This window comes from Flavobacterium shii, assembly GCF_025847235.1.
GTDB lineage: Bacteria > Bacteroidota > Bacteroidia > Flavobacteriales > Flavobacteriaceae > Flavobacterium > Flavobacterium shii.
This window is the reverse complement of the sequence record NZ_JAOZEW010000017.1, coordinates 68,601-81,985: the sequence shown is the minus strand read 5'-3', so window position 1 is coordinate 81,985 and position 13,385 is coordinate 68,601. Positions and strand designations below refer to the sequence as shown.

General features: G+C 32.1%; 7 protein-coding genes. All 7 read right to left on the bottom strand.

What is annotated here, in order from left to right:
* Positions 1 to 6: 6 nt before the first annotated feature.
* A complete protein-coding gene (locus tag OIU83_RS16040) occupies positions 7 to 708 on the bottom strand; it encodes a carboxylesterase family protein (RefSeq protein ID WP_264207272.1) in 702 nt (233 codons plus the stop codon).
* Between the two features lie 15 nt (positions 709 to 723).
* Positions 724 to 2,097 carry a glucoamylase family protein gene (locus tag OIU83_RS16035; protein WP_264207271.1) on the bottom strand — a complete coding sequence of 458 codons (1,374 nt, stop codon included), beginning with the start codon at positions 2,095 to 2,097 and terminating at the stop codon, positions 724 to 726.
* Between the two features lie 72 nt (positions 2,098 to 2,169).
* Positions 2,170 to 3,684 carry a RagB/SusD family nutrient uptake outer membrane protein gene (locus OIU83_RS16030; RefSeq protein ID WP_264207270.1) on the bottom strand — a complete coding sequence of 505 codons (1,515 nt, stop codon included), beginning with the start codon at positions 3,682 to 3,684 and terminating at the stop codon, positions 2,170 to 2,172.
* Positions 3,685 to 3,688: 4 nt separating this feature from the next.
* The gene (locus OIU83_RS16025) at positions 3,689 to 6,712 is read right to left on the bottom strand and encodes a SusC/RagA family TonB-linked outer membrane protein (RefSeq protein WP_264207269.1); all 3,024 of its coding nucleotides are present in this window, start codon (positions 6,710 to 6,712) and stop codon (positions 3,689 to 3,691) included.
* Positions 6,713 to 6,954: 242 nt separating this feature from the next.
* On the bottom strand, positions 6,955 to 9,699 hold the full coding sequence (locus OIU83_RS16020; RefSeq protein WP_264207268.1) for a helix-turn-helix and ligand-binding sensor domain-containing protein: 2,745 nt from the start codon (positions 9,697 to 9,699) through the stop codon (positions 6,955 to 6,957).
* Positions 9,700 to 9,802: 103 nt separating this feature from the next.
* Entirely contained in the window at positions 9,803 to 11,002 is a 1,200-nt protein-coding gene (locus OIU83_RS16015) for an acetate/propionate family kinase (protein WP_264207267.1), read from the bottom strand.
* 100 nt (positions 11,003 to 11,102) lie between these two features.
* Positions 11,103 to 13,196, bottom strand: coding sequence for a phosphate acetyltransferase (pta, locus tag OIU83_RS16010; protein ID WP_264207266.1), 2,094 nt, complete (start codon positions 13,194 to 13,196; stop codon positions 11,103 to 11,105).
* Between the last annotated feature and the right edge of the window lie 189 nt (positions 13,197 to 13,385).

Below are 13,385 nucleotides of genomic sequence, written 5' to 3'. Positions count from 1 at the left end.
TGGGTTTTATTTATTTCTTACTTGTTTAAACATCCAGTCGTAAATTTCCTGGTTGTCATATACTCTTGACCAACTATCATGACCTGCGTCATCAAAAATGGTCAACTCAACATTGCTATTACATTTTTTTAGTTCTTTATAAACTACAATCGCATAGTCTATACTCACAACATCATCCATTAATCCATGGAAAATTCGTGTTGGAATCTTTGCTATTTTACAGGTTTGCTCCAATTGAATTAAATCAACAAATCCCGAAATAGGAACAATTGCTGCAAACATATCCGGGTGTGCAAAAGCCAAGTTCCATGTTCCCCAACCTCCCAGACTTAATCCAGTGATATAAATTCGATCTGAATCAATATTATTTTCTTTCTGGATTTTTAAAATCAATCGATACAAAACTTCTGCATCCCATTCTTCATTCTCCGGGCATTGTGGAGCAAGAACATAAGCATCGAGTTTATGGTCTTTTAAATACTTAAATGGACCGTGAATTTTTACTTTCTCTATATCGGTTCCTTTTTCGCCAGAACCATGAAGAAAAATTAGCAACGGTTTTTTCTCTTTTATATCCGCTGGAATATGCAATGCGTACCCTAGTTCATGTTTTTGGATGATTTCGGTTTTGATTTTCCCATTTACAGTTGTTTGAGCAAAAGAAATGAACGAAAATAATAGAACGACTACTGCTAATTTATACTTCATATTAAAGCTGTTTTTCTAGAATCCATATTTACCTGAGTGGAATCCTAAGTTTATTAATCCTTCTTTTACTTCTGGAGCATTCATAAATAATTTCCATAATAAACCTGAACGATAATTTTCTAACATAACCACTTCCGGTCCTTGATCTATTGCCAAATAGCGTGGTGCAGTCCATCCATATTGCAAGCTAGTTGCATCATAAAATCCTGCTACTCCCCAAGTATCTTTTTTATGATTTTCGTATAAATTACGCATCACGGCAATAGATTCTTTCGGGGTATAAACGATTGAACCAATTGCTGCTGTTGGTGCAATAACACCTACATCGTTACTTGGCATGTGTGCATTGTAACCTATAGATCCATCTGGATTTCTAGAATAAGATGCTGTTAATCCCCAATAATCAGGACCATATCCTTTAAATTTATTAGGATTCTCAATGCAATACTCATAATCGATTTTAACCTGATTGACATTAAGATCCCAATAGTTAGCGTATTTGTCACTTAACTTATTTGGATCAAGTCCTGCATACGAATAATGTGCCCAAAATAAAGGACCTCCATATTCTTCGGCTCCATTATGTTTTAGAACCAGAGGAATATTGTATTTCGTTTTATCCGAAACTATTCCTCCGTTTCTAGCCCAACCTTCGTGGTATTCTCTCGGTGTAATTGGGTGTGTTGGCGAAGCTGCCGCCATTATATAAGTAATCAAACATTCATTATATCCTTCAAGCGGAAAGTTCATTTGCCAATCGTAATTTGGAGACCAATGCCAGTACAATACATTCTTGTTATTGGTATACCATTTCCAATCGACACCTTTCCAAAGTGCGTCATATTTTTTGGCTACTGCTTTTTCTGCATCTGAACCATTTTTTAAATATTCGCGTACAGTAATCATTCCGCTAACTAAAAATGAAGTTTCGACTAAATCTCCACCATTATCTTTAGTTCCAAATGGTTTTACTTTTCCTGTATTCCCATCAATCCAGTGTGACCAAGCTCCGTGAAAACGGTCGGCTTTGCCTAAGAAATCAGCAATTTTATTAAGTCTATCAGTACCTTCTTTTTTCGTAATGTAACCTCTTGACATTCCCGATACTATCGCCATTAACCCAAAACCAGAACCTCCGGTCGTAACAACATTAGCATCATTATCGGGATAAACCCCATCTGGATGATAACGTTCTCTCGCCAATCCTGAGTTTGGTTCGGCATAGTCCCAAAAATAAGCAAAGGTTTGTTTTTGCACTACATCTATAAGCTCTTCATCCGATAGTCTTACAACTGTTGGAGTTTCTGCTTTACTATCTTTAGATTTGTCTGAGGCAGAACCACAACCTAAAAAAGTAAAAGACATCAATAAAACTGAAATTCTAATCATTTTGAGATTTTTATACAATTTGTAAATAATCACTTCCTCCAAAATAAGGAGGAAGTGATTTAGGTATTTTAATTAGTTATAATTAGGGTTTTGTTGTGACATCCCTTGTGATAATCTAATAAATGAATCTGGTATAGGAAATAATTCATTTTTCCCTACTGTAAATACTCTTCCGTTAGGGAAAACATCATTTTTATCTGCAGCAAAAGCATCCTTAGCTTGTCCTGTTCTAACTAGATCAAAAAATCTATCAAACTCAAAAGCCAATTCAACTCTTCTTTCTTTCCAGATTGCTTTTCTAACATCATTTTGACCTACTGCAGGTGTATCACCTAATCCAGCTCTATGTCTGATTTGGTTCAATAAAGGAATAGCTTCAGAAGTTTGCCCTAATTCATTTAATGCTTCTGCTTTCATTAGTAATACTTCGGCATATCTCAAATACTTAATATTAGCATTTGTTTCCCAAGCATCTGTATAAGCAGAAGAATATGCTTTAAAGTTGTATCTTGGGTTAACAGTAGTATCTACCACTTTATTACCTTTATCATCCTCTGTATATATCTGCGGAATTTCTCTACCATCATATAAAGTTGTACCTCTAAAAATGATAGTTGCGTCTTTTCTTACATCATCTGGTTCATAAGCATTTAATAAACTTTTAGAAGGCTGATTAAAACCCCAACCAAATGAATCACGTACTCCCTGAGTATTAGAATATCCTTGTATTCCTCTAACAGGTACTGAACCAACACCATTTATTTCAAAAATAGATTCGGCATCATTCTCTCCTTCTAATCTGAACATTTTAGCATAATCCGAAACAATAATATAACCTGTAACCAGATTACAGTTGTCTACTACTTTTTGCCAATTTTTTTGGTACAAATTTACTTTTGCCAATAAAGCATAAGCAGCACCTTTTGACGCTCTAGCTTTTTCATCTGAAGAATATGCTGATTTGTTTGGCAATATTGCTATTGCATCATTCAAATCTTTTTCAATAAAAGCATAAACCTCTGCAGCAGTTTTACGAGTTAACTGCATTGCTTTATCTTCTGCAGATAATGGAATACTGGACAAATGATCTACAATAGGCACTCCTCCATAACATTTAACCAAAGTAAAGTACATGAAGGCTCTTAAAAATTTTGCTTCTCCCATTAATCTCTCTCTCAAAGCAGGATCTGCTTTACTTAGTTTAGGAAGAATAGCCAAAGCTTGATTACATCTGTTTATTCCATCATAATTAGCATTGAATGTACTTTCAGCAGAAGGATTTGATGAATTATAAGTTAATGCATCCAAAACATCTTTATCTGTACCTACATCACTTGGTGTAGAACCTTTATCGGCATCATCGGATGTTATACTAGCCAATCCGATCCAACCAAATGAGCTCATATCCCAATCTAAAAACTTGCTATAAATTGCAGTTACAAATGTTTTTGCTCCATTATCATTGTTAAACAATTCGATATCATCTGTAGAAACAGTTTCAGTTTGCTTAACATCTAAGTAATCATCTGCACATCCGGAAAAGAAAAATGCTGACAACACAAACATGGATATATATATCTTTTTCATAATATTAAAATTTTAAATTAGCACCTACAACAAATGATCGCAACGCTGGATAAGCATCAAGCTCAACTCCTTGATTTCCGTAAGGATTACCATCGCCATTTAATTCTGGAGAAAAACCAGAGAATTTTTGAGTGATGAATGGATTGATTGCATTTATATATAATCTACAAGAGCTAATAAACTGATCTTCTTTAAGAGGAAGTTTGTAACCTAAAGTAATATTATTGATTCTAAAGAAATCCCCAGACTCCATATAATAAGTAGAAGCTACAGGAGTTGTACTAAATGGTTTAGGATTTAAAGACGTTGTATTAGTTGGGCTCCAATAATCATTTGTAGCTGAAGCTTCTATATTTTCACCTCCAAAATGTTGTGCTTTTTTACCGTTGTACACTTTTGCACCTCCAGTACCATATCCATCAACTGATAAATCGAAGTTATTGTAATTTACACCAACAGAAACACCATAATTAGAAGTTGGTAAAATTGAACCTGAATATTTTTTATCATTTGTTGCAGATAAAAGATCCTGAGTCACTTTTTGACCAGAAGCAGTATAATACAACATATTTCCATTTGATTGGTCTATACCTGCATATTCATAAAGGTAAAAACTTCCTAATGGCTGACCAACAGAATTATTATACAATAATTTAGTATCTATACCATTACCTAAATTACCTCCAATTACTTGTGATAACGATACGTCTTTTAAACCTGTAAGTTTATTTTGATTATGAGAGTAATTACCTCCAACCCAATAGCTTAATTTATCAGTAATTTTATCATCCCAACGTAAAGAAATTTCATATCCTTTATTTGAAACTTCACCAACATGAGAAGGTGATGCTACAACAATACCAGAAGTAGGAAATGGTTTTACATTTAAAATAACATTGTTAGTCGTTTTGTCATAAACATCAAACGTTCCTTTCAATCTGTTTCCTAATAATTCAAAATCAATACCTGCAGAAAGTTCTTCTGTAATTTCCCATGTTAAACTAGGGTCTATTTGAGAAGTAATGCTTGTACCTTCATTTAATATTGAGCCTCCTAAATAACTATTAAGTCCAGAAGCATAAGCTTGGTTATTTAATGGCACGTTTTGGTTACCTAATTTACCCCAACTACCTCTTAATTTTATCAAATCCACACCTTTTATATCTTTCAAAAAGCTTTCTTTGGTCATGATCCAACCTAAACCAAGTGATGGGAAAGTTCCCCAACGATAATCTTTAGCAAAATTTGAAGATCCGTCACGTCTAATTGTTCCAGTTAACAAATATCTATCCATCAATTTATATTGAAATCTACCAAAATAAGAAGCTAGTTTACTTTCATTAAATGTTACATCGTATAAACTAGTTACAGTTCCAACATACTCAACCCCACGCCCTTCTTTTGAGTCATATAAAGACCAATAATTAGAATCTGGACTTACATTTTTTCTAGCAATAGTTAATTTTTCTCTAGGTCCTTTTACAGATGTTTCAATACCCGCAGTAAGTTCTATATCATGAATATTTCCAAAAACTTTATTATATGTTAAGTAGTTAGATAAATTCCAATTAAAATATTGTTCTCTACCTCTTGTCAATAAATTGACATTTGATGTAGATAAATAATCTTGTTCACGACGAGTTGGATTTGCAGCTAACCAGATGTTTTTAGTATCATCATAGTTATATTGTTTCCAAGAATAATATTCTCCGTTAAATTGTGATGTGAATTTTAATCCTTTAATAATATCATAATCTAATTTTAAACCTCCTTGTAAAGTAATACTTCTTTGTTGCTCATCATAAAAATCTAATTGAGCTACGGGATTTCCAACATTATTTATCGAATTACCATTTGGGCTTGCCACACCAGCACCATCTACAAAAGGAACTCCATATTTACCATTAGAAAAATAAACTGGAATAATTGGCGCTTGCTTATATGCGTTAGTAAAAGCACTTAATGGTTTTGGTGAAGAATTAGCCGAAGTGAAACTAAAATTTTGGTTTAATGTTACTTTCTTAGAAATTTTATATTCATTATTATTTCTAAAGTTAGTACGACTATAATCTAAACCATTTAAAATTGCTTTTTCCTGATAGTTACCTGCACTAAAAAAGTACTTAACATTCTCTGAAGCACCAGAAATAGAAATATTATTCTGAGTATAAGATCCTGTTCTTGTAATTTCATCAAACCAATCTGTATTTACAGGTTGATTTGTTGCAAATTTATTAGTTCCTAAAGCAACATTTGAATAAGCAGCGTATTGAGCACTGTTAGCCATTTTTACTTTTTTAAGAGGTGATCTCGTTCCTGTAAAACTTTCAATTTCTACAGAAACTTTATCTCCTTTTCCCTTTTTAGTAGTAATGATTATTACCCCATTTGCTGCTCTTGTACCATAAATAGCCAAAGAAGATGCATCCTTTAATATTTCATATGAAGTAATATCGTTCGTATTAATATTATTGATATTATCAGTAGGCATACCATCAACAATATATAATGGAGATCTTCCTCCCAATGCAGTACCTAAACCTCTAATAACAACAGAAGGTGTACTTCCTGGTAAATCTGACGAAATAACCTGGACCCCAGCAGCTTTACCTTGTATAGCTTGTGAAGCATTTAATACTTTCGTTTTTGTAATCTCTTCTGCTTTTATAGAAGTAATTGCCGAAGTATTATCAATTTTCTTTCTTGTTCCATATCCAATAACTACAACTTCTTTTAAAGCTGTGTCTTGAGATTCTTTTAAAACAATACTCATTGGAGTTGAAGTTGCTTTTATTGTAACAGCTTCAAAACCAACCATGCTAATTTTTAATGTTTCACCTACTTTGGCGTTAATTTGAAAATTACCATCAAAATCTGTGTCAGTTGAAGTTCTAGATTCAGTGGCAGAAACAATTGTCCCTGGAATTGCCATACCCTGTGAATCCAAAACCTTACCTTTAATTACTTGTCCAGACATATAGGCTGGAAGCAAAATGAGCGCTAATAAGCTAAAAATAAGATTTCTCATATATTAATAATTTGTTAAAGTTAGTTCGCCAAACTTAGATAATTACAACGTTATAGTACGTTAAATAGAAATACTACATGAATACATCAAACCATTAGTACAAGGTGTTAAATCAATGATTTTAAGTAAATAAGAGACTAATTGTAGTACTTGATTACATCAGGATGATGTAGTAATGATGTGTTGTGATATGATAAAAAAACTTATTAAATAATATATTATCCTTAAAAATTTAGAATATTTTATATGTTTAATAAAAAATTGGAAAGGTTTTCATCCTGTACAAGATTCAATTTCTTTCTTAATCTATAACGATGTAGCTCTACTCCTCTAAATGAAATATTCATTAAAGGTGCAATCTCTTTTGAGGAAAGATTCATTTTTAGATAAATACAAAGCTTAATATCCTTTGGAGTCAGATTAGGAAACTTTTGAGAAAGATTTGTAATAAACTCATTGTGTATCTGGCTCAGGTTAGTTTCAAAAGTCTGCCATTCATGCTTGTTTACAGCATTAATTTTTATAGCTTTCTTTATTTCACTCTTAAGCTTATTGAAATCCGTTTCTGAATCTAAAATAGATTGAATATTCTCTATCATTTCACTTTGTTTGGCAATCGAAAGTGATTTGCCTGCAACCTCAGAAGATTTTGTCTGCAATTCAAGTTCAAGAATATGTTTTTCATACTCTTGGCTATTCAAATCGTTTTCGGCTTTCAATTCCATTTCCAGAATTTCCTTCTGATGTCTTAATTCTTCTTCACGTAATTCCAGTTTTTGTAGATAACGTATATTATTCCACTTATAATAGATATATAAAACTACAGCGATAAAGCATAGATACAATAAAAGCATCCAAGAAGAAAGATACCATGGTTTTGCCACAACGAATTCAAAATTTGCAATTTTGCTATAATTCAAACCATCATGATTGTATATTTCTACATCATGGGAACCGCTGTTTAAATTATTTAAAACAATCAAACCATCTTTTATAGATTTAAAACCGTTCTCATTATTTATTTTATAAAATAAATTAGGTTTTGTTGCTCCAAATAATCCAGAGATTGCATTTATTTTTAATTCAGAATTATAATTTATTTTAGCATTATTCTGAATTAAATTTTCATTATTAAAAGCTTCTACCTTTATATCTATCTTTTGTTTATTAATGTCTTTTATCTGAAAAGAGACAAAACCATCATCCAGGTTTAATAAATAATTATTTTTATTTTTAAATATATTCAGATTATCATTAATGATTTTACCTTTATAATATTTCTCCTGAATACTATTCCAGATAAATTTATTACCATTTGCATAAATATGATATAAAAGTCCGTCTTGTAATAATATAAAATGACTTTCGTCGATAGCAGCTACATCAGAAATATTCTTAAAATTAGTATTAAACAATTCGTTCTTTTCCAATTGATTGGCAATCGAATTATAGGTATACCATGTTTTATTAATCAAAAAGAGAATTTCATTTCTAAATTCAAATATTTTCACACCAAAATCATTCTCGATTTTACTATGCTGTGCAACATTTTCTACTTGCTTAGTCTCATAATTATCGTTGTATAAAATCCTATACAAACCTCTATAATTATCTGCAGCCCAAACTTCATTCTTCTTGTTCTGAGCAACATATTTTATAGGCTTCTTCAATCCCTTCAAAATTACCTTTTGCTCAAGATTATTAATATCCTTATATACCACAACTCCACTATATGTAGCCTGAAAATAGGTATTGCTAATACTACTTTTGGTTAAATTCCAGCCACCGTTTGTGTTATTTAGTTTAGAGAACTGTCCGTTTTCATAAATAAAAGTTCCTTCATTATGACCTATAAAATATCTATTGTCAACCTTACATATGCTCCAGGCTTGTCCCTGACTTTTAGGAATAAGTGAAAGTTTTTTATCCTCATATTTAAAAACTCCATGATTAGACGCCATTAAATATCCTTTATCAATATTTACAACTGAATAAACGGATCCTAAAACTCCCGAATTATCATAAAAAATAGAAACTGGTGAAGTAACTTCTATATGTGCAATTCCGTTATCCAAGCCCAACCATAAATCATCTTCTTTATCCAGACCAATACTCAGAATAGAGTTATTCATTAATACATTTTTTCTATTGATATTCTTAAAAGAATCATCGTTAAAGTCAAACATATAAACACCCTCTCCCGCAGTTCCAATTATGAGCTTATTGTCTTTTAAAAAACGGGCAACATTTATATTTGCATTTTTTAAAATGCCATTCAGTGGATTATTCCAAGCAGTAACAATACCTTTTTCCTCAACAAAAATCCCATTCTTATGTGTGAAAAAATAAATTTTACCTTGGTGTTTTTCGATGGCATGAATAACATTATTCTTTAAGGCACCCCAACCTTTTACGCTACTTAACCTATCTCCTTTTATAACAAAAACACCATTCTCAACAGAAGCTACAAGCAATTGGTTATTAACAATAAAACAATAAGATATTAAAAATGGGAGTTTTGTCTTCTTGATTTTTTTTCCATCATAAACAAAAATTTGATTAAATGATTGAAAGTAGATTAACCCATTGAATTTAAAAATCTTCCATACTTCCTCATTTTCATTTTCATCAAATACCCTTCTATTTTTAGAAATAGAAATGTATTTCATCTTTCCATCTTCTCTATACCAATATCCAAACTCTTTATATGAACCAGAATAAATCTTATCGCCATCGACCATAATCGAGCGAATAATAGTTTTGTTTGGTAATGTATATTTCTCCCAAACAACACCATCGTAACGTACTAAATAATGATTATTTGCAAAATACATTGCATTATCATTTCCCTGAGCAATGCTCCAGATTTGATTATCTCCTTCGTAATTGGATTTATTATAGTTTTCTACAAAAGGAAGTAACTCTTGTGAATGAACATGTAACGCTATAAAAAAGAGAAAAATAGTTTTAAGAAGACTTGATTTCAAAGTGTTGGTATTTGTCTCCAAATATAATCACATTTATTCAATTTTGCGTATAAAAAAAGCTTCTCATCGAGAAGCTTTTTTTATACAAAATAACTGATTATCTTTAGTTTTTAAGCAAGTGATGTACCTGATTAGCAATTTCAAATTCTTCATCGGTGGGAATTACTAAAATTTTAGTTTTAGATGTTTCAGTATTAATTTCACGGTTAGATTTAGAACGAATCTGATTTTTTTCATCATCTAATTCAATTCCAAAATATTCCATATCTGTACAAACTAATTTTCGCATGTAAGATGAGTTTTCACCGATTCCAGCAGTAAAAACAATAGCATCCAAACCGTTTAAAACAGCAGTGTAAGAACCTATATATTTTTTTATTCTGTAAGCGTTCATTGCCAATGCCAATTGGCATTCTTTATTACCATTTTCGGCGTGAGCTTCAATATCTCTTAAATCACTAAAACCAGTAAGACCAAGCATTCCGCTTTGTTTCTGGAGAATTATATTAATTTCATCTAATGAATAATTTAAGGTGTTTTTCATATAGAAAATTATCGATTGGTCGATATCTCCACATCTTGTACCCATGATTAACCCATTAGCAGGTGCAAATCCCATTGTGTGGTCAATACTCTTACCATCTTTAACCGCTGTCATACTACAACCATTACCCAAATGTATTGTAATGATGTTTTTGCCCTTTGTATCGGTATGTTTCTTTAAATATTTAATTGCGTTTTCCGAAACATATTTATGACTTGTTCCATGAAAACCATACATGCGTATTTTATTTTCAGTCAAAAGTTTGTCCGGAATAGCATATTTATGTGCTACTACCGGTATGGTTTGATGAAAAGCAGTATCAAAAACAGCAATCTGTTCTGCGGTATCAAAAATTTCTTCAGCAACATTTATTCCTTCAAGATTTGCGGGATTATGCAATGGGGCAAGTTCAAAAAGTTGTTTAATTTTGGCTTTTACTTTTTCATCAATCTTAACTGTTTTGGTAAACTCACTTCCACCGTGTACTACACGATGTCCTACCGCATTAATCTCGGAAGTGCTTTTTATAACCCCTGTTTCTTCGTTTAAAAGTAAGCTGGCAACTTTTTGTAATCCAATTTTATGAGTCGCTATTGGCAAAATCTCTTCAAAAGAAATATCTTTCGTTTTATAAGTCACATTAGAACTTTCTAAACCAATTCTGTCGATCATACCAGAACAAATTACTTCGTTGGCTGGCATTTTCATTAACTGATATTTTATAGAAGAACTTCCTGAATTTAAAATTAATATTTTCATGTGTATATTTTATTTGTATAATCTAACAGAACGCGGATTTTTTCAAGGTTATAATTACAATGTAAAACTTATAATTTATAACTAACAATTAATAATTGTTTTACAATCCTTGCGCCTGAATGGCTGTAATAACTACTGTGTTTATAATATCATCTACGGTACAACCTCTGCTTAAATCATTTACAGGTTTATTTAATCCTTGTAACATTGGTCCAATTGCCAATGCTCCTGTTTCTCTTTGTACTGCTTTATATGTATTATTTCCTGTATTTAAATCAGGGAAAATAAGTACGCTTGCTTGTCCTGCCACCTCTGAATCCGGCATTTTACTTTTCCCAACACTTCTATCTACAGCAGCATCATATTGAATAGGTCCTTCTATTTTTAGATCAGGACGTTTACGTTTAACAATTTCGGTTGCTGTTCTTACTTTCTCCACCTCATCTCCTTTTCCTGATGTTCCCGAAGAATAAGAAAGCATTGCTATTTTTGGTTCTATTCCAAAAGCTGCACTTGAATCTGCCGATGAAATAGCAATTTCAGCCAATTGTTCGGCAGTTGGGTTCGGATTTATGGCACAATCACCAAAAACCGAAACACGGTCTTCTAAACACATAAAAAACACAGATGAAACTACCGATGAATTTGGTTTTGTTTTAATAAACTGTAATGCTGGTAATATAGTATGTTGCGTTGTGTGGGCTGCCCCAGAAACCATTCCGTCGGCATGGCCTTTATAAACCATCATGGTTCCAAAATATGAAACGTCTTCCATTAAATCTTTTGCCATAGCAATAGTCACATTCTTAGCTTTTCTTAGCTCATAATAAGTATTCGCATAATCCTCATAAAATGGTGACTCTATCGGATTAATTATCTTTATTTTCGAAAAATCAAAAGTAATTCCTAATTCGGTCACTTTACTTTCAATTTGTTTTTTATCTCCAATAATAGAAATATCAACAACATCCATAGCCAATAATCTCGATGCTGCAATGAGAATACGTTCATCATTTCCTTCTGGCAAAACAATGTGCTTGCGGTGTTTTTTGGCTCTTGTTACCAAGTTATACTGAAACATTTTTGGTGTCATTCCTTCTGCCACAAAAGTGATTAGCTTTTCAGATAAACTATCTAAATCAACATATTTTTCGAATGTATTAATCGAAGTTTCTATTTTATGCTCATTGTTTGCATAAATTTTCGATTTAACAGCGCCAATCTGGTTCGTAATACTATACGTTCCGCCTTCTACCGAGATTATGGGAACAATAGGCGAAAGTCCTTCGATTAACTTCAATATACTCTCCTCTGGGATGATATTCCCTGTAAGTACGATACCTGATATCGTAGGATAATTAGCTGATTCATTAGCCTGCAAAGCACCCAAAATAATATCGGCACGATCCCCAGGAGTAATAACCAAACTATTTTCTTTTAAATGCACCAGATAATTATGCAATTGCATCGCTCCTACACTAAAATGTCCTGTTTGATTATTTAAATGCGCAGCTCCAAATAAAACTTTGGCATCAAGTTCATTTACGATTTCCTGAACAGTTGGGCTGTTCAGGCTTGAAATAACCGGAATAGCATTAACTAAAACATTAGCAGGAAGGCTTTTTTTCAGTCCCAAAGTTACCAAATCAATATTCTCAACCTGGACTTTATTGGCGATTACGGCCAGAACCTCAACCTCTTTTATTTTAAAGGAATTATATACTAGGGAAAGGTTATCAACTAACTCATCTAATGTTTTACCAACTCCAGAACCAATAATGATTGTTGGAATCCCTAAGTTCTTAGCAATCAATACATTTGTATCTAACTCTATTACCGTTCCTTCTCCCGTAAAACTGGTTCCCTCGACTAATACAAAATCAAAACGCTCTTCAAGGCGTTTGTATTTTTCGATTATTAAATCAAGTACCTCTCCTATTTTACCTTTATTCTTTTTCTTGATTAACTTGCTTTTTGTGATAGCAAATGCATCTTCAAACTTTATATCCAAGTTAAAATGTGTAATCACAGTTTCAATATGATTATCCAGTTCTCCATCGATAAAATCCTCCACAATGGGTCTAAAATAACCTACTTTGGCTGTTTTCCCCATTAACATGCTCATTAACCCTAAAGTAACAATCGATTTACCACTATTCTGTTCGCTTGTTGCTATATATACCGCTTTACTCATAATTTCATTGTTTAAAAAACATTAAAAAAGCAATCCAAATCTTATGTTTAAATTATTTTAAAAAAGGCTAAAACCTCTATTAGAAAATCAATCTTAACAAAATGGCATTCTAGTCCGAAATCCCTTTAATTAAAGGCACAAAATTAGGAGAATCCTCCCTTACTATAACTGACTTTTGTCATATAAGAG

What these genes read in the sequence shown, in the direction of transcription:
- OIU83_RS16025 (WP_264207269.1), bottom strand. Translation starts at nt 6,712, where the DNA reads ATGAGAAATCTTATTTTTAGCTTATTAGCGCTCATTTTGCTTCCAGCC.
- OIU83_RS16035 (WP_264207271.1), bottom strand. Translation starts at nt 2,097, where the DNA reads ATGATTAGAATTTCAGTTTTATTGATGTCTTTTACTTTTTTAGGTTGT.
- pta (WP_264207266.1), bottom strand. Translation starts at nt 13,196, where the DNA reads ATGAGTAAAGCGGTATATATAGCAACAAGCGAACAGAATAGTGGTAAA.
- OIU83_RS16015 (WP_264207267.1), bottom strand. Translation starts at nt 11,002, where the DNA reads ATGAAAATATTAATTTTAAATTCAGGAAGTTCTTCTATAAAATATCAG.
- OIU83_RS16040 (WP_264207272.1), bottom strand. Translation starts at nt 708, where the DNA reads ATGAAGTATAAATTAGCAGTAGTCGTTCTATTATTTTCGTTCATTTCT.
- OIU83_RS16030 (WP_264207270.1), bottom strand. Translation starts at nt 3,684, where the DNA reads ATGAAAAAGATATATATATCCATGTTTGTGTTGTCAGCATTTTTCTTT.